General features: G+C 62.3%; 21 protein-coding genes and 1 other RNA gene. 15 read left to right on the plus strand and 7 right to left on the minus strand.

Annotated elements, in window-relative coordinates; genetic code table 11:
* Window positions 1-127: 127 nt before the first annotated feature.
* The 3 genes from arcD (at window position 128) to ffs (ending at window position 2642) form a co-directional block, all read left to right on the plus strand.
* Complete coding sequence (arcD, locus tag PG900_RS01940) at window positions 128-1564, plus strand: arginine-ornithine antiporter (protein WP_029300698.1); 1437 nt, start codon at window positions 128-130, stop codon at window positions 1562-1564.
* A 90-nt stretch (window positions 1565-1654) separates the two neighbouring features.
* A complete protein-coding gene (locus PG900_RS01945; RefSeq protein ID WP_011705953.1) occupies window positions 1655-2443 on the plus strand; it encodes a sulfite exporter TauE/SafE family protein in 789 nt (262 codons plus the stop codon).
* Between the two features lie 102 nt (window positions 2444-2545).
* Window positions 2546-2642, plus strand: an RNA gene (gene ffs, locus PG900_RS01950) — signal recognition particle sRNA small type.
* A gap of 363 nt (window positions 2643-3005) precedes the next feature.
* Here ffs and PG900_RS01955 read toward each other — a convergent pair.
* A complete protein-coding gene (locus PG900_RS01955; RefSeq protein WP_270830789.1) occupies window positions 3006-3986 on the minus strand; it encodes a LysR family transcriptional regulator in 981 nt (326 codons plus the stop codon).
* Between the two features lie 192 nt (window positions 3987-4178).
* On the opposite strand from PG900_RS01955, the gene PG900_RS01960 reads away from it, so the two are divergent.
* The 3 genes from PG900_RS01960 (at window position 4179) to PG900_RS01970 (ending at window position 6335) form a co-directional block, all read left to right on the plus strand.
* On the plus strand, window positions 4179-5162 hold the full coding sequence (locus tag PG900_RS01960; protein ID WP_041218643.1) for an aldo/keto reductase: 984 nt from the start codon (window positions 4179-4181) through the stop codon (window positions 5160-5162).
* A gap of 108 nt (window positions 5163-5270) precedes the next feature.
* Window positions 5271-5477, plus strand: coding sequence for a hypothetical protein (locus PG900_RS01965; protein WP_270800132.1), 207 nt, complete (start codon window positions 5271-5273; stop codon window positions 5475-5477).
* Between the two features lie 9 nt (window positions 5478-5486).
* Window positions 5487-6335: an aldo/keto reductase gene (locus PG900_RS01970; RefSeq protein ID WP_270830790.1), complete on the plus strand. Its 849-nt coding sequence runs from the start codon at window positions 5487-5489 to the stop codon at window positions 6333-6335.
* Window positions 6336-6464: 129 nt separating this feature from the next.
* Here the strand turns inward: PG900_RS01970 and PG900_RS01975 are convergent, their stop codons facing one another.
* Together PG900_RS01975 and PG900_RS01980 are read right to left on the minus strand one after the other, a co-directional pair.
* Window positions 6465-8102, minus strand: a complete 1638-nt coding sequence (locus PG900_RS01975; RefSeq protein WP_270830791.1) for a sensor domain-containing diguanylate cyclase — start codon at window positions 8100-8102, stop codon at window positions 6465-6467.
* 184 nt (window positions 8103-8286) lie between these two features.
* Window positions 8287-9189, minus strand: coding sequence for a LysR family transcriptional regulator (locus tag PG900_RS01980; protein ID WP_270830792.1), 903 nt, complete (start codon window positions 9187-9189; stop codon window positions 8287-8289).
* A gap of 156 nt (window positions 9190-9345) precedes the next feature.
* Here PG900_RS01980 and PG900_RS01985 point away from each other — a divergent pair, with 156 nt between their 5' ends.
* Window positions 9346-10779: a glycoside hydrolase family 1 protein gene (locus PG900_RS01985; protein WP_270830793.1), complete on the plus strand. Its 1434-nt coding sequence runs from the start codon at window positions 9346-9348 to the stop codon at window positions 10777-10779.
* A 113-nt stretch (window positions 10780-10892) separates the two neighbouring features.
* On the opposite strand, the gene PG900_RS01990 is transcribed toward PG900_RS01985, so the two are convergent.
* Window positions 10893-12815 carry a putative bifunctional diguanylate cyclase/phosphodiesterase gene (locus tag PG900_RS01990; RefSeq protein WP_270830794.1) on the minus strand — a complete coding sequence of 641 codons (1923 nt, stop codon included), beginning with the start codon at window positions 12813-12815 and terminating at the stop codon, window positions 10893-10895.
* A 2-nt stretch (window positions 12816-12817) separates the two neighbouring features.
* Entirely contained in the window at window positions 12818-13303 is a 486-nt protein-coding gene (locus PG900_RS01995; RefSeq protein WP_158197367.1) for a molybdopterin-dependent oxidoreductase, read from the minus strand.
* 302 nt (window positions 13304-13605) lie between these two features.
* On the opposite strand from PG900_RS01995, the gene PG900_RS02000 reads away from it, so the two are divergent.
* Window positions 13606-14895, plus strand: a complete 1290-nt coding sequence (locus PG900_RS02000; protein ID WP_270830795.1) for an HD-GYP domain-containing protein — start codon at window positions 13606-13608, stop codon at window positions 14893-14895.
* 45 nt (window positions 14896-14940) lie between these two features.
* On the opposite strand, the gene PG900_RS02005 is transcribed toward PG900_RS02000, so the two are convergent.
* Window positions 14941-15696: an SDR family NAD(P)-dependent oxidoreductase gene (locus tag PG900_RS02005; protein WP_270830796.1), complete on the minus strand. Its 756-nt coding sequence runs from the start codon at window positions 15694-15696 to the stop codon at window positions 14941-14943.
* A gap of 126 nt (window positions 15697-15822) precedes the next feature.
* Here PG900_RS02005 and PG900_RS02010 point away from each other — a divergent pair, with 126 nt between their 5' ends.
* From PG900_RS02010 to PG900_RS02020, 3 genes are all read left to right on the plus strand, one after another.
* Window positions 15823-16776: a LysR family transcriptional regulator gene (locus tag PG900_RS02010; RefSeq protein ID WP_270831000.1), complete on the plus strand. Its 954-nt coding sequence runs from the start codon at window positions 15823-15825 to the stop codon at window positions 16774-16776.
* 164 nt (window positions 16777-16940) lie between these two features.
* Window positions 16941-17786, plus strand: coding sequence for a deoxyribonuclease IV (gene nfo / locus PG900_RS02015; RefSeq protein ID WP_077095525.1), 846 nt, complete (start codon window positions 16941-16943; stop codon window positions 17784-17786).
* A 33-nt stretch (window positions 17787-17819) separates the two neighbouring features.
* The gene (locus PG900_RS02020; RefSeq protein WP_270830797.1) at window positions 17820-18809 is read left to right on the plus strand and encodes a Gfo/Idh/MocA family protein; all 990 of its coding nucleotides are present in this window, start codon (window positions 17820-17822) and stop codon (window positions 18807-18809) included.
* A gap of 105 nt (window positions 18810-18914) precedes the next feature.
* Here PG900_RS02020 and PG900_RS02025 read toward each other — a convergent pair whose 3' ends face one another.
* Window positions 18915-19823: a LysR substrate-binding domain-containing protein gene (locus tag PG900_RS02025; RefSeq protein WP_270830798.1), complete on the minus strand. Its 909-nt coding sequence runs from the start codon at window positions 19821-19823 to the stop codon at window positions 18915-18917.
* 99 nt (window positions 19824-19922) lie between these two features.
* Between PG900_RS02025 and PG900_RS02030 the strand changes: the two genes are divergently transcribed.
* From PG900_RS02030 to PG900_RS02045, 4 genes are all read left to right on the plus strand, one after another.
* A complete protein-coding gene (locus tag PG900_RS02030; protein ID WP_270830799.1) occupies window positions 19923-20906 on the plus strand; it encodes a TDT family transporter in 984 nt (327 codons plus the stop codon).
* 267 nt (window positions 20907-21173) lie between these two features.
* A complete protein-coding gene (lpxM, locus tag PG900_RS02035; protein ID WP_207136410.1) occupies window positions 21174-22163 on the plus strand; it encodes a lauroyl-Kdo(2)-lipid IV(A) myristoyltransferase in 990 nt (329 codons plus the stop codon).
* 171 nt (window positions 22164-22334) lie between these two features.
* On the plus strand, window positions 22335-23330 hold the full coding sequence (locus PG900_RS02040; RefSeq protein WP_060389247.1) for an LpxL/LpxP family acyltransferase: 996 nt from the start codon (window positions 22335-22337) through the stop codon (window positions 23328-23330).
* A 141-nt stretch (window positions 23331-23471) separates the two neighbouring features.
* Window positions 23472-24332, plus strand: a complete 861-nt coding sequence (locus PG900_RS02045; protein ID WP_076360669.1) for a PA4780 family RIO1-like protein kinase — start codon at window positions 23472-23474, stop codon at window positions 24330-24332.
* The last annotated feature ends 50 nt before the right edge of the window (window positions 24333-24382 follow it).

Below are 24382 nucleotides of genomic sequence, written 5' to 3' on the forward strand. Positions count from 1 at the left end.
TTGCGGTCGGAATAGTCATGCAATATAGTTGCCGCCTTTTTCACGGGGTACGGATTTCTAGCCCCTCCCATATTGCGCGCAGTATGAATACGGACGCTCTGCCGCCGCCTAATTAAACAGGATTGAGATGGACAAGAAACTGGGGCTTGGTGCCCTCATCTCGCTGGTGATCGGCTCCATGGTCGGTGCCGGAGTCTTCAGTCTGCCGCAAAACATTGCCGCTCATGCCAGTGCCGGGGCCGTCGCGCTGGGATGGGCCATCACCGGTATCGGCATGATCTGCCTCGCGCTGGTATATCAGAACCTCTCCATGCGTCGCCCGGATCTCGATGGCGGTATCTTCAGCTATGCCAAGGCCGGTTTCGGCGATTTCATCGGCTTCAACGCCGCCTGGGGCTACTGGCTCTGTCAGCTGCTGGCCAACGTCTCCTACGCCATCGTGGTGTTCAGTGCGCTGAGCTACTTCTTCGACACGCCGGACAAGGTCATCTTCGGTGACGGCAACACGCCGGTGGCCATCACGCTCGCCTCCCTGCTCATCTGGTCTGTGCATGCCCTGGTGCTGCGTGGCATTCAGGTAGCGGCGCTGGTGAACATCGTCACCACCATCGCCAAGATGGTGCCGCTCATCGTGTTCTGCGTGGCCATCCTGCTCGCCTTCAACATGGAGACCTTCACCCTGGATATCTGGGGTCAGGGCACCCCTGAACTGGGTTCGGTGATGGATCAGGTCAAGTCCACCATGAAGGTGACGCTCTGGGTCTTCATCGGCATCGAGGGGGCCGTGGTGGTCTCCGCCCGTGCCCGTCATCGCAAGGACGTGGGCCGTGCCACCGTGCTGGCGCTGCTGGGTGCCCTGGCGCTCTACGTGATGGTGACCCTGTTCTCGCTGGGGGTCATGAACCAGCCGCAACTGGCGGCCCTCAAGAACCCCTCCACCGCCATGATCCTGGAAGCTGTGGTCGGCCCCTGGGGCGCCTGGCTCATCAACATCGGCCTGGTGATCTCGGTGATGGGAGCCTTGCTGAGCTGGACCGTGCTGGCGGCGGAAGTGCCCTACATCGCGGGTAAGACCGGCGTGTTCCCTGGCTGGTTTGCCAAGGAGAACAAGAACGGCTCGCCGCAGGTGTCGCTCTGGTGCTCCACCTGCCTGGTGCAGACCTTCCTCATCATCATCTACTTCCAGAGCAGCACCTATCTGGCGCTGGTCAACATTGCCACCTCGGCGGCGCTGGTGCCCTACGTCTTCTCCGGCGCCTACGGGCTGAAGCTGGCGCTGAAAGGGGAGACCTACGCAGGCCAGCCCCATCAGCGCAAGCGCGACCTGTTCCTGGCGCTGGTGGCCACCGGCTACGGCTGCTGGCTGGTCTATGCCGCCGGGGTTGAGTACCTGCTGCTGGTGGCACTGCTCTACAGCCCCGGCATCTTCATCTACTGGAAGGCGCGCCAGCACCACGGGCTGCGCGGCCTCAACCGGCTGGAGCAGGGGATGACGGCGGCCCTGCTCGGTTGCGCGGTGCTGGCCTTCTACAAGGTGATGGACGGTACCATTCCCTTGAGTTAACCGGCACAATAAAGAGATGGCCCAAGGGCCATCTCTTTTTTTATGTGCAGCGCTCCATTTGTTCGCTGCACCGCCTCGGAAGGAATTTTTATGCTGTTTATGGGTTATCTGCTGCTGGGGGCGTTCGCCGGCATGCTGGCGGGATTGTTCGGCATCGGCGGCGGTCTCATCATAGTGCCCGTGCTGGTGCTGAGCTTTCACGCCCAGGGCGTTGCGCCCGACATCATTACCCATCTGGCACTGGGCACCTCGCTGCCCACCATGATCTTCACCGGCTTCAGCTCGCTGCGTGCCCACCAGGAGGCCGGTGCGGTCGACTGGGTGATGATCCGCCGGCTCGGCGCCGGCATGCTGGTCGGAGCCTGGCTCGGCGGCATGACCGCCAACCTGCTCAGTGCCAGCACCCTCAACATCATCATCGGCTGCTTCGCCTGGACCATGGCGCTGCAGATGGGGCTCAACCTCAAGCCCAAGGCGGAGCGTCATCTGCCGGGAGCGCTCGGCACCGGCATCGCTGGCACCGTCATCGGCTGGATGTCGGCCTTGTTCGGCATCGGTGGCGGCTCGCTGACCGTGCCTTATCTGAGCTGGAACAGCGTACCGATGCGCAACGCCGTGGCGGCCTCCGCCGCTTGCAGCATGCCCATCGCCCTGGCGGGCAGCCTCAGCTACCTCTACGCCGGCTGGAACAATCCAGACCTGCCAGAGTGGAGCCTGGGGTTCATCTACCTGCCGGCGCTGCTCGGCATCGTGCTCACCAGTACCCAGTTTGCCCGGGTGGGGGCCAAGCTGGCGCACCGGCTCTCTCCCCAGCGGCTCAAGCAGGCATTCGCCCTGCTGATGCTGCTGGTGGGCGCCAAATTCATGCTGTTTAGCTGAACCCTTGGCCAGATTGTTGAAAAATAAGGCGAACAGCATGAGCGAGGGCAGAAAGCCGTTGCATTGAGAGGCCAGTTTGCCTATTCTCCTCGCCGGTGGTCCTATTGGTCCTCTCGCATTGATAACCCGTCGACCTGGTCAGGACCGGAAGGTAGCAGCCAAGGCGGGGGACTCGAGTGCCGGGATGTGGCTGGTAGGGCCACCACTTGTTTCTGCAGATCAATAAGTTACAGCTAATTACCCCCTTCAGACCTCTTGGTAATCCACTTTATGTGGATGAGTCAGGCCTCTTAATCTCGGATCTCCGACCCTCTGCAGCAACTTATCAGGTACGACCGCAAGGTGCCTGGAGTCTGGTGCAAACTTCCCCTTGATCTTCAGGGCCGGCACCTTACGCGAGCATTTTCCCTTCAGTCACTTTCCGTGGGCTCTATTGCCATTTCATCCTCTTTATTCTCACCCCGCTACGACCCTTTTTCGAAAGAGAAGTGCTTGCCGTGCACCAACGCCCAAGCCCGGAACGCACCCAGCAATCAGCAACCCCGAGCGCTTATTTGGGACGTTATGTCGGTTGCAGTGACCCCGTGCCGGCCAAATGGGCCTGCGCCAGTTCATCCATGTCGAGCACATAGTCGCGCTTGTCCGTGAGGCAGGCTATCGCCAGATCGATGAAGTGGCGTACCCTGGCGGGCTGGGCGGCGCGACTGCCATAGTAGAGAAACAGGCCGTGCATCTGGGTCATGTGCTCGAGCAGCAGGGGCACCAGGCGGCCGGCGCGGATATGCGCCGCTGCCGTTGGCCCGGCCAGCTGGCCGATGACGTCGCCAGCCAGCACGGCCCCCAGCTCCACCATCTCGTCGTTGGTGGAGAGTGCCGGGCGTACCGGATGTTCCTGCAGTTCGTCCCCTATCTTGACATGCCAGGGCACCAGGCGACCGTTGCCCGCGTGGCGAAAGGCACTGCAGCGGTGCAGGCCGAGATCATGCAGGGTGAGGGGCACGCCATATTTGCGCAGATAAGCGGGGGCGGCGCAGATGATGAGCTGCATGGGGAACAGGCGGCGCGCGATCAGCCCCTCCTGAGGAGAGATGCCGATGCGCAACCCCACATCGACCCGCTCCTCCACCCAGTTGCCGACCCTGTCATCGAGCTGGATATCCGGTTGCACATCGGGATAGCGCCGGCAGTACTCCTCCAGCACCGGCCCTATGATGGTCTGCACCACGGAACGCGGGCCCACGATCCGCAGCGGACCGGCGAACTCCTCACGGGTCTGGCGCGCTGCCGTCAGAGCCTGTTGCAGGCCGAGCAGGGCAGGCTGCGACGCCTCCAGAAACCGCTGACCCTCTTCGGTCAGCGACATGCTGCGGGTGGTGCGATGAAACAGACGCACCCCCAGATACGCTTCCAGCTGGCCGAGCGCCTTGCTGGCGGCCTGAGGGGAGATCTGCTGAGCCTCGGCCGCCTTGCTGAGACTGCCCAGCTCGGCCGTGTGGACGAAGGTGGTGATGGATCGCAATTCGTTGATCATGGTCTTGCTCATGGATTTACATCATTTGGTTGTAACTGATTCCGCTATTTACCGTCTAGTTCGATGTTTATCCCATATCTATAGTTCGTCCATCCAACGTGCCAGCCTTTAACGTTTGTCTCCCCCCGGTTGGGTTGAGACAAGAGGCTGAGCATCCATGGTTATCAGGGCAGTTCCGGCTGCATTGTGAGAACAGGAGCAAACATGCAAACACGTCAATTGGGTAACAGCGGGCTGACGGTGTCCGCCATCGGTCTGGGTTGCATGGGCTTGAGCTTTGGCTATGGCCCCGCGACCGACAAGGCAGAGGCGATCGCCCTGATCCGGCGTGCCTTTGAGCTCGGGGTCACCTTCTTCGATACCGCCGAGGCCTATGGCCCGGGCGACAACGAGTTGTTGCTGGGAGAGGCGCTGGCCCCGTTTCGCGACAAGGTGGTGATCGCCACCAAGTTCGGCTTCAAAAATGGCAAGGTGCCTGATGGGCTGGACAGTCGGCCGGAGAATATCCGCGCCGTGGCGGAAGCATCGCTGCGCCGCCTCAACACCGACGTCATCGATCTCTTCTACCAGCACCGCGTCGATCCCGATGTGCCGATGGAGGACGTCGCAGGGACGGTGCGCGATCTTATTCAGGAGGGCAAGGTGCGTCACTTCGGCCTGTCCGAGGCCGGCGTCGATTCCATCCGCCGTGCCCACAAGGTGCAGTCAGTAGCGGCGCTGCAGAGCGAATACTCCCTCTGGTGGCGGGAGCCGGAGCAGGGGATCCTGCCGCTGCTTGACGAGCTGGGGATAGGTTTTGTGCCGTTCAGCCCGCTCGGCAAGGGCTTTCTGACGGGAGCCATCAAGGCTGATACCCGGTTCGAGGCGAACGATTTTCGCAGCATAGTGCCGCGCTTTGCCGAAGGCGCCCGCGCGGCCAACCTGCGCCTGGTGGAGGTGCTGGGGGATCTGGCCGCCAGCAAGGGGGTGACGCCAGCCCAGATTGCGCTTGCCTGGTTGCTGGCCCAGCGGTCCTGGATCGTGCCCATTCCGGGCACCACCAAGCTGCACCGGCTGGAAGAGAACCTGGGGGCGGCTGCCATCAGGCTCGGCAGCCGCGAGCTGGCCGATATTGACGCCGCCGTGGCAGGCATCGAGCTGGAAGGGGGGCGCTACCCGGCGCACCTGGGAAAACTGGTGGGGCGCTGAGGCTCCCTGCTGGAAAGCGAGCCCGGCCACTGCCGCGTGTCGAGACGCTGGTTCGCGTCGCCCCGGTTCGCCGGGGCCGTTCTGTTGTTATGACTCACAGGAGCCGCGATGGCCGGTATCATCTCGTCTGTAGTGCAATCGGGGCTGCCCGAACATCAGGATTCCGCTCAGTATCGGGCGGGCCGGTTTCACAATCTGGTGGCGGGATTGAGCGGCGTTGCCATCTTGAAGGTCATCAAGACGCGGTTACCCGCAGCCAGGCTGACTGGATCTGGCATGGTGGCGGTTCATGACATGCCAATGACAAACAACTAGGAGCAGATCATGCAAGCAGTAAAGCTGAACAATGACATCGAGATGCCCCTGCAGGGTTTTGGGGTCTTCCAGATGGCGGCGGCAGAGTGCGAACGTGCCGTCATCGAGGCCATCGATGCAGGTTACCGGCTGATCGATACCGCCGCCTCCTATCAAAATGAAACCCAGGTCGGCAACGGGATAAGGTTGAGTGGCATCGAGCGCGGCGAGCTGTTCATCACCACCAAACTCTGGTTGCAGGATGCCAACTATGAGGGGGCCAAGGCGCAATTCGAGCGCTCCTTGAACCGCCTGCAGCTCGATTATGTGGATCTTTATCTCATCCACCAGCCTTACGGGGATGTCCACGGCGCCTGGCGGGCGATGGCGGAGTTGCAGCAAGCCGGCAAGATCCGGGCGATTGGCGTCAGCAACTTCCACCCGGACCGGCTGGCGGATCTCATGGCATTCAACAAGGTGGCGCCTGCCATCAACCAGATAGAGGTGAACCCCTTCAATCAGCAGCTGCATGCCGTGCCCTGGATGCAGAGCAGACACATACAGCCGCAGGCGTGGGCTCCTTTCGCAGAGGGCAGAAACGGACTGTTCCAACATTCACAACTGACCGCCATCGGGGCGAGACACGGGAAAAGTGTGGGGCAGGTAGTGCTGCGCTGGCTGTACCAGCGGGGCATAGCGGCGCTGGCCAAGTCTGTGCGCAAGGAGCGGATGGAGGAGAATCTCGCTATCTTCGACTTTGAACTCAGTCATGTGGAGATGGTACAGATAGCGGCGCTCGATACGGCGGTCAGCGCCTTCTTCTCGCACCGCGATCCGGCCATGGTGGAGTGGCTGACCCAGCGCAGGCTCGACGTCTGACCGGGTCAATGAGCCATCGAGTCGGGCCATGTGCTGGCTGACGGCGAACCGCTTATCGCATCAAGCCGCTTACCGTAGCTGACGCTCATGGCCCCGGGTCTGTACACCTGGTTGCCCAACTGACGTTGTCTAGCCGTGCTGCACGCGCTCGGGGGCCTCCTCGGGCGGTGGCAGGGCGCCATCAGATGGGAGCTGCTGGTCACGACCGGCCTGCACGGTACGATTGCGGCCCCGTCGCTTGGCTTCATAAAGTGCCTGGTCGGCCTGCTTCAGGACGACGTTGAGATCGTCATCGCTGCCTGGCCAATAGGCGACCCCGAGCGAGATGGTGATGTGGCCTGCGCCGGGCATGGGGTGCGCGGCAACCCGCTGGCGCAGCCGCTCGGCGATCTCGAAGGCGAGAGGGAGCGACAGCCCGGGCAGCAAGATCAGAAACTCTTCACCGCCGCTGCGGCACACGGCATCGGCCTGCCTGGCGCCTTGCTGCATCAGGGTGGCGAGGGTGGCCAGCACCTGATCCCCGACATCATGACCGAAGCCGTCATTGATCTGCTTAAAATGGTCGATATCCAGTGCAATCACGGCGAGGGGTTGGCTCAGCGCCTGATAGCTGTCGAGCACCTGCTGCATGCCCCGGCGGTTGAACAGACCGGTCATGGCGTCGGTATGGCTGTCATTGTGCAGCTGGGTGATCCGGGTATTGAGCAGCCCCAGCCCCTTGAGCATGGCCTGCTTGAGCTGCGCCGCCTCGAAGTACCAGGCCCGGATCCTGGCGATGTTCTTGAGCGACTCCTGCTGATCCATCAGCTTGGCCTTGTGTGCCAGCTGCCACAGCGGCCTGGAGATGAAGATGGCGGAAATCCAGATGAACAGCAGGATCAGCAGGTTGATGGGAATGATCTTGAGCAGCACCCGCATCATCTGCTGATCCAGCCCGGTCAGGGTGGCGGCGCGGGGACGCTGCGCCACCACTCCCCAGTGGGTCTGGCGGATGGGGGCAAAGCCGGCCAGCATCTCGGTGCCTGTCTCATCGGTCAGCTCAAGCGCCCCCTCTTCGCCGTTCAACACCCGATCGACCACCCCGTTGTCACGGATTTTTTCACCGACCCTGGCACGGTCCGGGTGATAGATGCGGGTTCTGTTGCGATCGACCACATAGAGGGAGGAGCCATCTTGGTAGTAGTGCTGGCCCAGCATGCCGGAGAGCAGATTGGGTGACTGGAGATAGATGGTGCCCGCCACATAGCCGAGATAATTCTTCTCCTTGTCGAAGATGGGGCTGGAGAGGCTGATGAGATAGTTGCCGGAGAGCGAGATAAAGGGATCCGTGATCACCGGCCGCCGGGTCGTGATGGCGGCTCTGGAACCGGCGGAGGTGAGCTTGGCGCCCTTGATCTTGAGGGTATCCGGATAGACGCTCACCACCACGGCGTCGGCATTGACCACGGCCACCGAGTTGAACGTCGCGGTCTGCTGTTGCAAGCGTCGGACTTCACCCAGCAGGACATCGTCATCGGCCATGGCAGGGGCGAGCAGGGTGGCGCTGTAGGCCAGCTGGCTCTGGCTGGACTGGATCATGGTATTGGTCATGTCGGCCAGCTTGGCGGCGTAGACGCGGTTGGCATCCAGGGTATTGGAGATCAACAGCTCCCGTTGCGCCTCGTAGGTGGCATAGAAACTGTTGCTCAGGGTCGCCATGACGCCGACGACGGCCAGCGCCAGGATCAGACGACGCAGATCAATTTTCAATAACCGGTGAAGCAGCATGGCAGTGTGGCATCCGCGATGAGGGTGAGTGATCGTAAAACGATTGATTCTAATGGAGCCAACTGCCGAAAAGCTATCACTATCCAACCCCCTTCTTCACCATAATCACTTGATCGGCAAAGGGATGTCAGCGCTATCACCAAGCGGCCGCCTGCCAGGGGGGAGACAGAGGCGCCGAACTGGCTCATGGCTGCTCTGGAGAAGGCCCCGTTTGCAGCGCGGGAGCCGGCTCACTCAGATCGGCGACAACCTGCCAGAAGGCGTCGATGAGCGGGCCCTTGCTGTGGGGGGGGCGGATCAGGCCGATGATCCAGCTCGCTTCGGTATCACGCAGCGGCAGGGTCAGTACATCCGGGTGCTCTATGGTGGTGGAGGAGGGCACCAGGGTCCAGGCGATGTCGGCGGCGGCGGTGGCGATGCCGGCGGCGAAGTCGTTGACGTACTGGATATCGCGAAAGCGCAGCCCGCTCTGGGCCAGATAGTTCATCAGGTGATCATAAAACGAAGGGGCCTTGTCCCGGCGCAAGATAGCCAGCGGCTTGTCCACCAGATCCGCCAGTTCGTGCACGCCGGCGCAGCTGGCCGGCAGCACGGCGACAAAGTGCGCCCGTACCACCGGCAGACAGTGCCACCCCTTGGGGGCGGGCAGGCGGCAAAAACCCAGATCCAGCTTGCCCTCGCTCAGAGCCAGCAACTGGTGGTGAGTGGAGAGATCGTTGAGCTCTATGGTGACCTGTGGGCGTTCGGTGCGAAAACGGGCGATGGCGGCGGGCACCAGGATCTTGGTGGCAACCCCGAAGCCGATGCGTAGGGTGCCGCTGTTGCCCGCCAGCACGTCACGGGCGGTGCGACCGAGTTGCTCGCTGGCCGCCACCAACGCGCTGGCATCCTGGTAAAGGGCCCGCCCCAGTACGGTGAGGCGGGTACTGCTGGCATTGCGCTCGAACAGCTCGCCGCCCAGCTCCTCTTCCAGCCGCCGTATTTGCTTGCTCAGGGCCGACTGGGTGACGTGCTGGCGCACCGCTGCCTGACCGAAGTGCAGCACCTCCCCCAAAGTGACGAAGGCTTTCAGATCCCGTAACTCCATCCCGGCCCCTATGATTCCTGTTTGGAATGTTGAATGGTTTGATTTGTCATTGGACGGAATTTTATAACTGTTCGATGCTTATGCCAATTCCATTGGGCGCCGCCAGTCGGCGCGATAGAGGTGGCCGGTGCCACCGCCGCAGAAGGAGCAACCCAGATGCATCACCACAAATTCAACGACTTCCCCGCCGATTTTCTGTGGGGCGCCGCCTCCGCCGCCTACCAGGTGGAAGGGGCCTGGAACGCCGATGGCAAGGGCCCCTCGGTGTGGGATCTGTTCACCAAGTTGCCGGGCAAGACCTTTGAGGGCAGCAATGGCGACGTGGCGGTGGATCACTATCACCGCATGGAGGAGGACGTGGCGCTGATGGCGGAAATGGGGCTCAAGGCCTACCGCTTCTCGGTGAGCTGGCCGCGCATCTATCCCACCGGTCGCGGCGAGGTGAACGAGGCGGGGCTGGCCTTCTACGAGAAACTCATCGATACCCTGCTGGCGCACCAGATAGAGCCGGTGCTCACCCTCTATCACTGGGATCTGCCCCAGGCGCTGCAGGATGAATACGGCGGCTGGGAAGACCGACGCATCATCGAGGATTTCGAGCGCTACTGCGTGGCCTTGTATCAGCGTTTTGCCGGCAAGGTGAAGTACTGGGTATCGCTCAACGAGCAGAACTACAACCTGACCAACGCCTATCAGCTTGGCACGCACCCGCCTGCAGTGCAGGACCGCAAGCGCTTCTTTGCCGCCAACCACATCGCGTTTCTGGCCAACGCCCGGGTCATCAAGGCGTTCCGCCAGCACGTGCCGAACGGCCTCATCGGCCCAAGCTTTGCCTACTCGCCCGCCTATCCGGCGTCGTGCGATCCCAAAGATATGCTGGCGTTTGAAAACGCCGAGGAGTTCACCAACCTCTGGTGGCTGGATGCCTACTGCTTTGGCCGCTATCCGCAGGCGGCGCTTGCCTACCTGCGGGAAACCGGCGAGGCGCCGGACATCCTGCCGGGCGATCTCGAGCTGCTGCGGGAAGGGACGCCCGATTACATCGGGGTCAACTACTACTACACCCTGACCTTCACCGACAACCCGCTTGGCGGCCAGACCCTGCAGCGCATCAACACCACGGGGCAGAAGGGCACCACTCCCTCGAGCGGCATTCCTGGCCTCTACAAGACGGCTCCCAACCCGCACCTTGAGACCAGCAACTGGGACTGGGCCATCGACCCGACCGGGATGCGCATCGCCCTGCGCCGGCTCTCCTCTCGCTACGGTCTGCCGCTGATGATCACCGAGAACGGCCTCGGCGAGTTCGACAAGCTGGCAGCGGGAGATCGGGTGCACGACGACTACCGCATCGACTATCTGCGCAGCCACGTCAAGGCGTGCCAGGAGGCGCTGCAGGACGGGGTGGAACTGCTGGGCTATTGCGCCTGGTCGTTCACCGACATCCTGAGCTGGCTCAACGGCTACCAGAAGCGCTACGGCTTCGTCTTTGTGGAGCGTGACGAGCAGGGCGGCTCCCTGCGCCGGCTCAAGAAGGACAGCTTCTACTGGTACCAGACGGTGATAAGCTCGGGCGGCAAAACGCTCTAAGCAAATCGAGCAGCAGTACTTTGACAGGCTCCGCCCACCGGCGGGGCCTGTTGTTTTTGGTGGGAAGGATACGGTGAGGCGAAAGAGGGGGTGGCCCGCAATGGGATGTGCGTTCAGTGATAGCTGACGTCCACGCTCTCCTCGGCGCTGTGGACCAGATGGGTCATGGCATAGATGAAAAATTCGGCAGGGGAGAGCGGCTTGGAGTAGTAGTAGCCCTGGATCTCGTCCACCCCGATATGGGCCAGCTGCTGCAGTTCATGCAGGCTCTCCACCCCCTCGGCCACCACTACCAGCCCCAGCTGATGGGATAGCTTGGTGATGGACTCGACGAACATGAATTGCCGCGGGTCGGTCTCGATGTTGCTGACGAAGGACTTGTCAATCTTGAGCTTGTCAAAGCTCAGGGACATCAGATAGGAGAAGGAGGACCAGCCGGTGCCGAAATCATCCAGTGCGATGCGCACGTGGATCTGTTTGAGCTCCTTGAAGATGCGCTGGCTGAGCGGCAGATCGTCGAGGGCGATGGTTTCGGTCAGCTCCAGAATAAGCTGTTCGGCGCGCAGCGGGCTCTGTTGCAGCATCTCGTTGACCTGGTGGAACAGGGCCGGGGTGAACATGGAGTTGGAGAGGTTGATGGCCAGCTCCAGCTTGTCCACGAAGCTGGCCGGCAGTTGCGACATGTCGTGGTTGACCCGGCTGAAGATCCATTTGCCGAGCAGTTCGCCGAGGCCGTTCTCCTCCGCCATGGCGATGATGTCCAGCGGGTTGATGAAGCCGTATTCGGGGTGATGCCAGCGGATCAGCACCTCGGCCCCCATGTTGTAGGCATTGCCCGGTTTTATCACCGGCTGATAGTGCAGATAGAGGGTGCTGTTGGAGATGATATTCAAATGTTCACGCAGCTCGGCGGCCAGTTTCCGGTTGCGGCTGTAGTGCTCGAACATCCGGTGGTTGAACACCTGCAGGTGGTTCTCCTTGAGCTTTTTGGCATTGGCGAGGGCAATGTCGGCGAACAGGATCAGCTCCTCGATCTTGTGGGCCGTGATGGGGTGCTGGCTTATTCCCATGCTGACGCGCACCCGATGCGCCGGATCGGCCTGAAAGACGGTGGGCCTCAACTCATCCAGCAGCCGGACAAGGTAGGGAACACGGTGCTCGATGGACATGGCGCCATAGATGAAGAGGGCAAATTCATCGCCGCCCATGCGGGCGATGAAGGCCTGCTCATGGGCATACTCTCTGATCTGGTTGGCCACCATGGTGAGCAGTTCATCCCCGGCGGCATAGCCCAGGCTGTCGTTGACCTCCTTGAAGTTGTTCAACTCGACCAGACAGATGGTCAGGGTAGCGTCGGTGGGCTGCTTGCCCTTGGCCAGCCGCTCCAGCCGGGTCATGAAGGCGGCCCGGTTGGGCAGCAGGGTCAGTGGGTCGTTCCAGGCCAGGAAGTATTGCAGCTTCATCTCCCGGGAGACCACGAACAGGATGAGCAGGCCGATGGCCAGCAGGACGACCAGCACCAGTACGTGCCCTTCCTTGGACTGCTGCAGCTCCTGACGCTGCTTGATGGCGGAGGGGCCGGTGAAGTTCATCACCATCAGGTCCCGGATGGAAGGCAACAGCTTGCTTAGCCTAGTTTCCATCTCGGCCAGCCGGGCTGAATCGGGGGTGGGGTTGACCACGTCCTGCTCATACTCCTTGAGCACCTCAAAGAAGGCGCCGACTCTCTCGCTGGCCTGGTAGCGGGAACGAATAAGCGCGGTCTCTTGTCCGGTCAGGAAGATGTCCAGCCGGTTCCAGGCGATGTCATAGGCCTTGTTCAACTGCCCGGCATCGGTCTGACCGCTGCGATAGAGCGACAGCTGCTCGTCAAAACCGTGCAGCTCCAGTTCCAGCTGGGCCAGAGACCAGGCGGAGAGCTGGTTGTATTTGACCATGTCATTGAAGGTGCGATCGTAATTGAAGAGTGACCAGATGGTCACCCCCAGAAAAGAGACCATGATAAAGGCAAGGGAGAGGAACTTGCCCTTGATCATCGTTACATCCCTTCAAGCTTGAGCACTTGCCACACCATCAGGCTGTGATATTGCTCGATATTGAGCTCGGGGTGGTCCGACAGGGGGTAGATGACCCAGACTGGGCCCTTGTTGCGCAGGGTCAGCGCCTTGCCATCTTCCTCGATGGCCAGCAGCACGGGGTATTTCTCGACATCTTGCCGCGGGATCACCGCGAAGTAGTCGTTCTGGGCCATCACTTTTATCTTGTCGGCAGTGACGCCGAGGGTATCGAGCAGCGTCTTGAGCAAGACGCCGCGATAGACATGGGAGCCCTTGGTCCAGGGAGTGGTAGTGGTGACGCTGGCTTGCGGCAGCGCCTGCAGCTGGGCGCGGCTGTACTCCATCTTGCCGGCGTTGTTGCAGCAACCCTTGGCGGCGACGCTGAGGATCACCTCATCGGCACTGTAGGCCTGGCCACAGAAGAGTAAAGACAAGAGGTAAAACAGGGGTAAGGTTAGCGCTTTCATGGTGGGTTCCTTATGGGCAACTTATTGATATCCAGCCTGTTGAGGCCGTTTCGCTCTAACCATAGACCATTTCCGAATGACTATTGATGATGGTTTAAGGTAACCACAAGGCCTCATTTTCTTCACATCTATTACACAACCGGCACGTGCCTTGCCAAATTGATCCAACTCATCTTTTTGTCAATTAGATGAGGGGTATCTGGGTGAGGCTACCACCAGAGCTCATATTCTGATTTAAATTCAATGTGTTTACCCGGCCCCAGACACGGGATGTTTCACGTTGGCAGATGTGGACACGCATCATGAACAGCAACACCCCATACACCCGCAACGGTGAGCACGTTTCCCAGCAGGTAGACCTGCGCCAGGTGGTATACGCCTTGTCGGCGTCGCTGGATCTGGTCGGCATCGGCGATGTGGCGCACGGCAAGCGGGTCGGCATCATGGCCGCCGAGTGCGGCAAGGTGCTGGGAGCAAACGCCAGCGAGCGAGCCTGCCTGTTCGAGCTGGGGGTGCTGCACGACATCGGCGTCTCCTCCACCTTCATCCACAGCCATCTGGTCAGCGAGTTTGACTGGGAGTCCTCCCAGCGCCACTGCGAGGTCGGTCATGACCTGCTCAAGGACTTTCCGCCGCTGGCACCCCTGGCGGAGCCCATCCGTTATCACCACACCCACTGGCACCGGTTGGTAAAAACCCCTGGACTGGCGGCGGGCGTGATGCGCCAGGCCAATCTCATTTTTCTGGTGGACCGGGTGGATGCACTGGCGGCACCTCATTACGGCGACGGCTCCCTGTTGATGCACACCCACGAGATCCGGCAACGGATCGAGGCGTGTGCCGGTGAGTTTTTCGATCCCGAGCTGGTGGCGGCCTTCCTCTTGGCGTCCCGCTCGGAGGCGTTCTGGCTGCAACTGGAGGGGCGTGCCATCAGCGACTACATGCACGACATGCTGAGCGAGCGGGAACCCTGTCTCACCAGCAACGGCGAGCTCAAGCAGCTGGCGCGGATCTTCTCGGCCATCGTCGATGCCAAGAGTCCCTTCACCGTGGCCCACTCCCTCGGCGTGGCCAGACTGGCCCGGCTGCTGGCCGAGCTGATGGGCATTGAAGAGGGGCACTGCGAGCAGCTGGAGATTGCCGGGTTGCTGCACGATCTCGGCAAGCTGCGGGTACCTGACGAGATCCTCGACAAGGCGGGGTCACTCGATGAGCGGGAGCGGGCCATCATCAATACCCACAGTTTCGAGACCTATCAGATCCTGCGCCATATCGACGGCTTCGAGGCCATCGCCCTGTGGGCCTCCTATCACCATGAAGAGCCCAATGGCTGTGGTTACCCTTTCCACCTAACCGCCGAGGCGATGCCGCTGGAGGCGAGGATCCTGCGGGTGGCCGATATCTTCCAGGCCATGGTGCAGAACCGACCCTACCGGGAGGGGTTGAGCGCCGGGCAGGCGCTCGGCTTTTTGCAGCAACTGGCCAGCCAGAACCGGGTCGATGTGGAAGTGGTTGCGACCCTGGCCGCTCATCTGCCGCAGGTGCTGTGTGCCGCCTGCGGACAGGCGCCTGACGTCAGCTCAAGCCACTGACGGGCTGCCGCTGTTGGCAGCGCCGCATCCTCTGCGGGGACGGACCTATAGGAACATGCCGCCCGAGGCTTCGATGCGCTGGGCATTGATCCAGCGGCTGTCAGGGGAGAGCAGGGCGGCAATCACGCCACCGATGTCCTCCGGCTGGCCCACCCGTCCCAGGGCGGTCTGACTGGCGATGAAGTCGTTGACGGCCTGGTTGTCTCGCACCACCCCCCCGCCAAAGTCGGTCTCGATGGCCCCCGGCGCCACCACGTTGACGGCGATACCGCGCGGCCCCAGCTCCTTGGCCAGATAGCGGGTCAGCACTTCGACACCCCCCTTCATGGCCGCATAGGCGGCATAACCGGGCAGCGCAAAGCGGGTGAGCCCGCTCGACAGGTTGAGGATGCGCCCGCCATCGCGGATCAACGGCAACAGCTGTTGCGTCAGAAAGAACACCCCCTTCAGGTGAATGTTGAACAGGGTATCGAACTGCTGTTCGGTGGTCTGTTCTAGGGGGGCGTGAATGCCGATGCCGGCGTTGTTGACCAGAAAATCGATCTGCTGGCGCTGCCATGCACTCAGCTGCTCGCGCACCTGGTGGGAGAAGGTGGCAAAGCTGCTGCTGTCGGCCACATCGAGGGGCAGGGCGTGGGCCTTGACGCCGAGTGCGGTCGCCTCGGCCACCACGGCCGCCGCTTCATCGGCCTGACTGCGATAGGTGATGATGAGATCGATGCCGCGGGCGGCGAGGGCCAGCGCCGCCTGTTTGCCAAGGCCGCGGCTGGCGCCGGTGATGAGTGCGATGGGGTGGGCCATGTGAGGACTCCTGTCTGTGGGTAATGCGCTCGGGATGAGCCGGTGTGATCACTCTATTGTCCGTTGTTGATTGGATAAATAAGGTGATAATGAATGCACTGTTCCAATTGGCGAGACAATGGCGGCATGGATCAACTGGATGCGATGAGGATGTTTGTACGGGTGGCGGAGCTGGAGAGCTTTACCCGCAGTGCCGAACAGTTGAGTGTTCCCAAGGCGACGCTCTCGGCGACCATTCGGCGGCTGGAGGAGCAGATGGGCACCCGCTTGCTGCAACGCACCACCCGGCGGGTGCAGCTGACCCCGGATGGCAAGCTCTGCTACGCCCGCTGCCAGGATCTGCTGGCGGACATGGAGGAGTTCAACGCGCTGTTTCGCCAGCAAGGGCTGCTGAGCGGCCAGCTGAGGGTGGACATGCCGAGCCGGATGGCCCGCCATCTGGTGATCCCGGCGCTGCCCGCCTGGCTTGCGGCCCACCCCGACCTGCAACTGCTGCTGAGCAGCACGGACCGGCGGGTTGATCTGGTGCGGGAGGGCTTTGACTGCGTGATCCGGGTCGGGGCACTCGAGTCCTCCAGCCTGGTGGCGCGCCCCCTTGGCCACTACCGCCAGATCAACTGTGCCAGTGCTGCCTACCTGGCCCGCCATGGAACACCGCGCAACCTGAGCGAGCTGACTGATCATCGGCTGGTGCACTACGGCGGCGGCAGCGGGCCCAGGGAGAGCGGTTTCGAGTACCTGCAGGCGGATGGCTCTCGCGCCGTGCTGGCGATGAGCGGGGCGCTCACGGTGAACGACAGCGAATCCTATCTGGCGGCGGCGCTGGCCGGGCTTGGCATCATCCAGCTGCCGCGAGTCGGGGTGGAGCCACTGCTGGCCAGCGGCGAGCTGGTGGCCATCCTGCCAAAGTGGCAGGCTCCTCCGCTGCCCATTCACGCCCTCTATGCCCATCGCCGTCAGCTGGCCCCCCGGGTGCAGGCGTTCATCCAGTGGCTGAGCGGCATTCTGGCATCAGCCCTGGAGCCTGACGAACTGCGCGATAGCGGGCAGCCAAGCAGCGGGAGCGACGCGGTCGATTGACTCGTTGCCGTTACTCTCATCGGCGGCCGGCACTGCGGGCCTCTCTATGGTTGCCATCGACAATCCCGGTTTGGCGCCGGCCGGGCAGCTTGGCATAATGGCGCCCCATGTTGGCCGCCCCTTTGCTGCGCGGCCAGAGCCAGCAACAGTGCAGAGGAGATGAGATGAAATTTATCGGAGCCCACGTCAGTGCGGCCGGCGGGGTGGAGAATACCATCGCCCGCGCCCAGGCCATCGGCGCCAATGCCTTCGCCCTGTTTACCAAGAACCAGCGTCAGTGGCAGGCGGCGCCGCTCTCCGAGACCAGCATCCGCGCCTTCAAGCTGGCCTGCGAGAAGGGGGGCTTTCGCCCCGAGCAGATCCTGCCCCACGACAGCTACCTCATCAATCTGGGTCATCCCGACCCCGATGGCCTCGCCAAGTCTCGCGATGCCTTTCTGGACGAAATGAAGCGCTGCGAACAGCTGGGACTCTGCTACCTCAATTTTCATCCGGGCAGCCACCTGAAGCAGATCCCGGAGGCGGCCAGCCTCAAGCTGGTGAGCGAATCCATCAACTGGGCGCTGGAGCGCAGCCAGGGGGTGACGGCAGTGATCGAAAACACCGCCGGTCAGGGCACCAACCTCGGCTGGTCGTTCGAGCATCTGGCCACCATCATCGACGGGGTGGAAGACAAGAGCCGGGTCGGCATCTGCTTTGACACCTGCCATGCCTTTGCCGCCGGTTATGACCTGCGCACCGCAGACGCTTGCGCCGCCGTCTTTGCCGAGTTCGAACAGACGGTCGGCTTTCAGTACCTGAAGGGGATGCATATCAACGGCGCCAAGTGCACCTTCGGCAGCCGGGTTGATCGCCACCACAGCCTGCGCGAGGGGAACCTCGGGGAGGCGGTGTTCCATCACATCATGAATGACCATCGCTTCGACGGCATTCCGCTGATCCTGGAGACCATCGACGAGTCCATCTGGGGCGACGAGATCCGCTGGTTGCGCAGCCTGGCGAAGGCATGATGACCGACCGGCAGACAGCATAAGGAAACAGGGATGCAACAGAGATCAAGCGACCAGCCGCTGCGCTGGGGGATTGCCGGCGCGGGGGCCATTGCCCGCCGTTTTTGTCAGGATGTGAACGGGCACGCCAGTGGCAGCCGGGTGGTGGCGATCGCCGCCCGTGATCAAGCGCGGGCGCAGGCCTTTGCCGACGAGCAGGGCTTGCCCCACGCCTATGGCTGCTATCAGGCATTGGCGGCCAGTATCCAGGTGGAGGCGGTCTATGTGGCGGTGATCCACCCGGAGCATGCCGCCCTGATCGAACTCATGCTGCTGGCGGGCAAGCACGTGCTGGTGGAAAAACCGGCGGTGACCCGGGTGGCGGACTGGGATCGGCTGGTGCGGCTCGCCACCGAGCGAGGCCTGCTGCTGATGGAGGCGATGAAGGTGATGTGCTTCCCCGCCATGCGCGAATTGCTGGGGCGGCTTGCGGCCCTGCCGGCCCCCGACAGGCTGCAGGCCGCCTTTGGTTCGGTGCAGGAGCGGGATGGCAAGCTGTTCGACCCGGCGCTGGCCGGCGGCGCCGCCTGGGATGTGGGGGTCTATCCGCTCTGGCTCTATGCCGCCCTCTGTCACCAGCTCGGGCTGGCCGCGGGTGAGCCCGAGGTCACGCTGTCTCGCCAGGAGGGCGAGGTGGACGAAGCCGCCCGCTTTGATTTTGCCGGCCCGCTCAAGGCCGAACTTGCTGCCTCCATCGTGGTGGATCTCGACAAGTCGGCCTGGCTGTCCGGGCCCGGCTGGGCGCTGGAGCTGGTGGGCAAGTGGTGGAATCCCCAGCAGATAGCGTGGCGTGGTGGCGACCCCCTGCCAGCCTGGCCGCACGACATCGCGCAGCCGGTCGGGGGCGGCGGCATGCAGCACGAGGCGGATCACTTTGCCGCCTGCGTCAGAGAAGGATTGAGCGATTCGCCCTGGGTGCCGCAGGCGCTGAGCAGACAAGTGCTGGGCTGGGTCGAGCGGGGATTGCAGCCCGCGAAACGCTGAGTCACAAGGTTGAATGACAAAGAGGGAGAGCCTGGGCTCTCCCTCTTCTATTGCAGCCGATACCCCGGTGGCAAGGGCAATATGTTGCCCGATCATCTCATTGGCTCAGGTGTTGCTGATCTGGCTGGAGAGCCCATCCTCTTGGGCACGGCAAAATTGCAGAAAGCGGCGCAGGGTGGCGGAGTGATACTTCTGCCGGTGCCAGATGAGGGAGAGCTGACGGGGGAAGCGACGGGTCAGGGGCAGGGCCACCAGACGGCCGGCCTGCAACCGATCCGACACCGCCAGGTGGGAGATGAAGGAGATGCCAAGCCCCTTCTCTACCGCCAGCATCACCGCCTCCAGGGTGTTGAGTTCGAGCCCCGCTTGCCAGCGCGGCAGTTCGGGCTGGATCTGTTGCTCGAACTGCTCGCGGCTGCCGGACTGGGGCTCGCGCAGCACCCAGGTCTCATCGCTCAGCTGGGCGAGGGAGAGACGGCTGCGGCCGGCGAGGGGGTGAGCGGGCTGGGCCACGATCAGCATCTCGTCGTGGAGCCAGGGCTCGCTGACCAGGTCCGGGTGGTGGTTCTCCCCCTCGATCAGCGCCAGATCCAGCTCGAAGTTGGCCAGCAGGTGGCAGAGCTGGTGGGTATTGGTGATGGTGACCCGGGGCGGCTGTCCCAGCTCCTGCTTGCTGGTGGCGAGCAGGGCCGGCAGCAGGTAGTTGCCGATGGTCTGGCTGGCGCCCAGACGCAGCTGGCCGCTCGGTTCGGCATCCGGGCTGAACAGGGTCTCGATGTCCTGCATCCGGGTCAGCAACTCCTCGGCCGCCGGTTGCAGCAGGCGTCCCTCGTTGTTGAGCTGCAATCTGGGGTGAATGCGATCGAACAACGGGGTGGCGAGCTGGCGCTCCAGCTCCTGCAACGACTGGGAGACGGCGCCCTTGCTCAGGCACAGTTCATTGGCGGCCAGCCCCAGATTGCCGTAACGGGCGATGGTGGCAAAGACCTTGAGTTGTTGCAGGGTCAGCTTCATGTTTGGATATCCTGAACGATTGATTTAATTCATTTAGATATCGTAAACGATATGGGGCCATTATCCTATGCCCATCGTCTCTCATCAGAGGTTTCAGACATGATCGCAAGAACCCGTCAATCCTTAGGCAAAGCCCCGACTCCCATGGCAGGGCTGGCGCTCGGGATCGCCAGTCTCGGTTGGTGCTGGGAAAATGCCGGTCACTTCGATGGCCGCCTGCAGTTGCTGGGGGCTGCCGTTGCCGCCGTGCTGCTGGTGATCCTGACCTTCAAGTTTCTGCTGCACCCGCGCCTGCTGTGGCAAGATCTGGCCCACCCCGTGGTCGGCAGCGTGGTGCCCACCTATGCCATGGGCACCATGGTGGTCTCCAAGGCGGTCGGCATGCTCGACGCCGGTCTGGGGGAGGGGCTCTGGCTGTTTGCCGTGCTGCTGCACCTGGCGTTCCTGGCAACCTTCGTCTGGCATCGGGCCAAACAGTTTGAAATCCACCACATGGTACCGAGCTGGTTCGTGCCGCCGGTGGGGATCATAGTCGCGGACGTCGCCTTCCCGGGCGGTCAGTTTGCGGCGCTGGCCAACGGCCTGCTCTGGTTCGGCATGCTCTGCTACGGCCTGATGCTGCCGCTGATGCTCTATCGCCTCATCTTCAGTCATGAAGTGCCGGATGCCGCCAAGCCGACCATCGCCATCCTGGCGGCTCCCGCCAGCCTGTCACTGGCCGGTTACCTGACCGTGAGCGAGGAACCCTCCCTGCTGCTGGTGGCCGTACTGCTGGGGATTGCGGTGCTGATGACCGGCATCATCTATCTGGCCTTCATCAAGCTGCTGCGTCTGCCGTTCTCACCGGGCTACGCCGCCTTCACCTTCCCGCTGGTGATCGGCGCTACCGCCCTGTTCAAGGTGAGCCACCTGGTCGAGCAGTGGCCCCAGGCGGCCGAGTATGTCGAGCAGATCCGGCTGCTGGCTCACTTCGAGCTGGGCGCCGCCACCCTGATCGTCGGCTATGTTGCTCTGCGCTACCTGATGTTCTTCCTGCCGCTCGGCAGCAGCGACGAGGTGACGCACGGCATGGTTAGCCGCTAAACAGAAGACGGCGAGAGCCGGGATACGGGGCGTTGATGAGCAACCTTGCCGCAGACAGGGGCCATCAACCGGATAATGACCAAGCGCTTCACCCTCGGGTGAAGCGCTTTTTGTACCGGTTCTGGCAGCGAAAGGTGCCATTCATGCCCGTTGGTGCCCCATTTTTTGCGCCAGCGCCCAGCCTGGGGGGACAATGATGAATTTCACTGGTATTACCTGTCAGGACGAATACAATGCAGCTCCATTTTCTTTGCTTGATCCCCATCCATGTCTTCCCATGATCCCGTGTTTGACACCCGCTTCGAGGCCAGATTCCTGCATCCCCGCTATTGGCTCAGCTGGCTGGCGCTTGGCGTACTGATGCTGCTGGCCTTCGTGCCGGTCCGTCTGCGCGACCGTCTCGCCGCCGCCCTGGCACCGCTGGTGTTCCGTATCTCGAAAAAGCAGATCTATATCGCCAGAACCAACCTGGCACTCTGTTTTCCGCAAAAGAGCGAGGCCGAACGCGACGCCATCCTGATGACCTCGATCCGGGTCGGTCTCAAGAGTCTGCTCGGTTTTGGCGAGTTCTCCGTGCGCAGCCCCGCCTATCTGATGAGCCGGATGCAGGTCAGCGGCTGGGAACATATCGAAGCTGAGCAGGCCGCCGGCCGACCGGTGATCCTGGTGGTGCCCCACAGCTGGCCGGTGGATGCGGCCGGTTACTACTTCACCCGGCGCGGGGTGCCCATGTGCACCATGATGAAGCGGGCACGCAACCCGGTCTTTGACTGGCACCTCAATCGGGCCCGCGCCCGCAACGGTTGCCGGGTCTATGAGCGCAGTGCCGGCATCAAGGCGGTGATCCGTACCATCAAGGGCGGCCGCAGCTTCTTCTACCTGCCGGATCAGGATCATGGCCGCGAGAAGAGCATCTTTGCCCCCTTCTTCGGGCACCCCAAGGCGACGCTGCCGGCGTTGCCACGACTGGTGCAGGTGAGCGGCGCCAAGGCGGTGCCCTTGCTGGCCTGCTATGACGAGGCCAAGCACTGCTACCGGCTGGAGATCGACGCGCCGTTTGACAACTATCCCACCGATGACGTGATGGCCGACACCTGCCGGATGAACGACATGGTGCAGCAGCAGCTCTGCCGCGACCCCGGTCAGTACATGTGGTTCCTCAAGATCTTCGATACCCGCGAGGATCAGGTCGGCCTGGATGGCCGCTACGAGGCGGGGATCCAGCGCATCCGCAGTGGCTTGCAGCCGCTGCCCTGAGGCGACACGCCTTTATGTCATATGGCCCTGCGGGGCCATTTTTGTTGGCGATGGTGACCCGCCATGGGGGGAGGGCTTCCTTGCCTGACAGCCCGGTGGCAGGGGGCCTGGCCGCCAAAGTGGAAAAATTTGTCAGGATAATTAAAATAACCGTTTATTTTCTATGACTTGATGGCGGCCATGTCCTCACACGATCCGGTTTTTGACACCTCATTTCATCCCCGTCTGCTGCATCCGCGCTGGTGGGGCAGCTGGCTGGCGCTCGGTCTGCTCTGTCTGCTGGCGCTGGTGCCCCATGGCCTGCGCGACCGGCTCGCCAACCGTTTGGCACCCACCCTACTGCGGATTTCTAAGAAGCAGGCCTACATTGCCGAGACCAACCTCAAGATCTGTTTTCCCGAGCTGGACGAGGCAGGCCGTCAGGCCCTGCTGCTCAAATCGATCCGGGTCGGTCTCAAGACCTTCATGGGCTTTGCCGAGCTGACCCTGCGCAGCGCCGCTCATCTGGCCAGCCGCGTCAAGGTGCGTGGCTGGGAGCATATCGAGGCAGAGCGGGCCGCCGGCCGGCCGGTGATCCTGGTGGTGCCCCACACCTGGGCGGTGGACATGATCGGCCGCTACTTCGCCATTCGTGGGCTGACTATGTGCACCATGATGAAGAGCCCGAAGGATCAGGTGTTTGACTGGTACATCAACCGCGAGCGGGCCAAGGGCGGCAAGGTATATGAGCGCAGCGTCGGCATCAAGCCGGCCATCAAGGCGATCCGCAGCGGCGCCAGCTTCTTTTACCTGCCGGATCAGGATCACGGCCGCGAGGCCAGCATCTTCGTGCCTTTCTTCGGCCATCCCAAGGCGACCCTGCCGGCCCTGCCCAAGCTGGTGAAACTGACCGGTGCCAGGGCGGTGCCCATTCTCGCCTGTTATGACGAGGAGGAGGGCTGCTACCGGCTGGAGATCGAGCCGCCTTTCGACCCTTATCCCGGTGCGGATCTGGTGGCCGATGTCTGTGCCATGAACGCCATGGTGGAGCAGCAGCTGCGCCAGCATCCCGAGCAGTACATGTGGTTTCTCAAGATCTTCGAGACCATGGAGCACCAGCAGGGATCGGATGGGTTCTACGAAGAGGGCATTAAGCGGATCCGTGGCGATCTCCCTCCCGGGGAGTGAGGCCGGCCGACCCGGCGGCGCGGGTTATCGCACCGGGATCATCGCGGTTGCCGGCACTCGGGGTGCCGTCAGGAAACAGGGATAGGCAAGTGGCCCGGGAGGGGCTATCTTCTGATGCGCAAATAGGGTAAAAGGGCGGCCATGAAAATTCCAAATCGAATCCAACCTCTGGTTGATGACGGCCTGGTCGATGACGTCATCAGCCGGCTGATGAGCGGCAAAGAGGCCGACGTCTATGTGGTGCGCTGCGGCAACGAGATCCGCTGCGCCAAAGTCTATAAAGAGGCGTCCAAGCGCAGCTTCAAGCAGGCCGTGGTTTATCAGGAAGGGCGCAAGGTGCGCGGTAGTCGCGATGCCCGCGCCATGGAGAAAGGCTCCAAATACGGTCGCAAGCAGCACGAAGAGGTGTGGCAAAACACCGAAGTGGATGCCCTGTTCAAACTGGCGGCGGCCGGGGTGCGGGTGCCCAGGCCTTACGTCTGCCTCGATGGCGTGCTGCTGATGGAGCTCATCACCGACGAAGAGGGCAATGTCGCTCCCCGTCTCAACGACGTGGCGCTCTCTGCCGAGCAGGCGGTCATCGACCATGCCAAGGTGATCCGTTACGTGGTGCGCATGCTCTGCGCCGGCCTCATCCACGGCGATCTCTCCGAGTTCAACGTGCTGGTGGACAGCCAAGGCCCGGTCATCATCGACCTGCCCCAGGTGGTGGATGCCGCCGCCAACAACCAGGCCAAAGCCATGCTGGAGCGCGACGTCAACAACATGCGCAACTACTACGGCATGTATGCCCCCGAGCTGCTCAAGACCCGCTACGCCCGGGAGATGTGGGCCCTGTATGAAGATGGCAAGCTGACCCCGGACAGCGAGCTAACCGGCTTGTTCGAGGAGAGCCGCGAGCAGGTGGATCTCGACTCAGTGCTGCACGAGATCGAGAGCGCCCAGGAGGAGGCGTTGGCCCGTCAGGCCAGGATGAAGGCCGAAGAGGAAGACAGCTACTGATCTTGCTGCGGGTGGCCGTGGCCAGTGAAAAAAGAGCGCCTTATGGCGCT

It is taken from the genome of Aeromonas sp. QDB03, assembly GCF_027707985.1.
GTDB lineage: Bacteria > Pseudomonadota > Gammaproteobacteria > Enterobacterales > Aeromonadaceae > Aeromonas > Aeromonas hydrophila.

Excerpts from the sequence above, each read along its gene's own strand:
- PG900_RS01945 (WP_011705953.1), top strand. The coding sequence starts at position 1,655 with ATGCTGTTTATGGGTTATCTGCTGCTGGGGGCGTTCGCCGGCATGCTG.
- PG900_RS01985 (WP_270830793.1), top strand. The coding sequence starts at position 9,346 with ATGCATCACCACAAATTCAACGACTTCCCCGCCGATTTTCTGTGGGGC.
- PG900_RS02005 (WP_270830796.1), bottom strand. The coding sequence starts at position 15,696 with ATGGCCCACCCCATCGCACTCATCACCGGCGCCAGCCGCGGCCTTGGC.
- arcD (WP_029300698.1), top strand. The coding sequence starts at position 128 with ATGGACAAGAAACTGGGGCTTGGTGCCCTCATCTCGCTGGTGATCGGC.
- PG900_RS02045 (WP_076360669.1), top strand. The coding sequence starts at position 23,472 with ATGAAAATTCCAAATCGAATCCAACCTCTGGTTGATGACGGCCTGGTC.
- PG900_RS01975 (WP_270830791.1), bottom strand. The coding sequence starts at position 8,102 with ATGCTGCTTCACCGGTTATTGAAAATTGATCTGCGTCGTCTGATCCTG.
- PG900_RS01980 (WP_270830792.1), bottom strand. The coding sequence starts at position 9,189 with ATGGAGTTACGGGATCTGAAAGCCTTCGTCACTTTGGGGGAGGTGCTG.
- PG900_RS01995 (WP_158197367.1), bottom strand. The coding sequence starts at position 13,303 with ATGAAAGCGCTAACCTTACCCCTGTTTTACCTCTTGTCTTTACTCTTC.
- PG900_RS02010 (WP_270831000.1), top strand. The coding sequence starts at position 15,823 with ATGGATCAACTGGATGCGATGAGGATGTTTGTACGGGTGGCGGAGCTG.
- PG900_RS02030 (WP_270830799.1), top strand. The coding sequence starts at position 19,923 with ATGATCGCAAGAACCCGTCAATCCTTAGGCAAAGCCCCGACTCCCATG.
- PG900_RS01960 (WP_041218643.1), top strand. The coding sequence starts at position 4,179 with ATGCAAACACGTCAATTGGGTAACAGCGGGCTGACGGTGTCCGCCATC.
- lpxM (WP_207136410.1), top strand. The coding sequence starts at position 21,174 with ATGTCTTCCCATGATCCCGTGTTTGACACCCGCTTCGAGGCCAGATTC.
- nfo (WP_077095525.1), top strand. The coding sequence starts at position 16,941 with ATGAAATTTATCGGAGCCCACGTCAGTGCGGCCGGCGGGGTGGAGAAT.
- PG900_RS01965 (WP_270800132.1), top strand. The coding sequence starts at position 5,271 with ATGGCCGGTATCATCTCGTCTGTAGTGCAATCGGGGCTGCCCGAACAT.
- PG900_RS01990 (WP_270830794.1), bottom strand. The coding sequence starts at position 12,815 with ATGATCAAGGGCAAGTTCCTCTCCCTTGCCTTTATCATGGTCTCTTTT.
- PG900_RS01955 (WP_270830789.1), bottom strand. The coding sequence starts at position 3,986 with ATGAGCAAGACCATGATCAACGAATTGCGATCCATCACCACCTTCGTC.
- PG900_RS02000 (WP_270830795.1), top strand. The coding sequence starts at position 13,606 with ATGAACAGCAACACCCCATACACCCGCAACGGTGAGCACGTTTCCCAG.
- PG900_RS02025 (WP_270830798.1), bottom strand. The coding sequence starts at position 19,823 with ATGAAGCTGACCCTGCAACAACTCAAGGTCTTTGCCACCATCGCCCGT.
- PG900_RS02040 (WP_060389247.1), top strand. The coding sequence starts at position 22,335 with ATGGCGGCCATGTCCTCACACGATCCGGTTTTTGACACCTCATTTCAT.
- PG900_RS02020 (WP_270830797.1), top strand. The coding sequence starts at position 17,820 with ATGCAACAGAGATCAAGCGACCAGCCGCTGCGCTGGGGGATTGCCGGC.
- PG900_RS01970 (WP_270830790.1), top strand. The coding sequence starts at position 5,487 with ATGCAAGCAGTAAAGCTGAACAATGACATCGAGATGCCCCTGCAGGGT.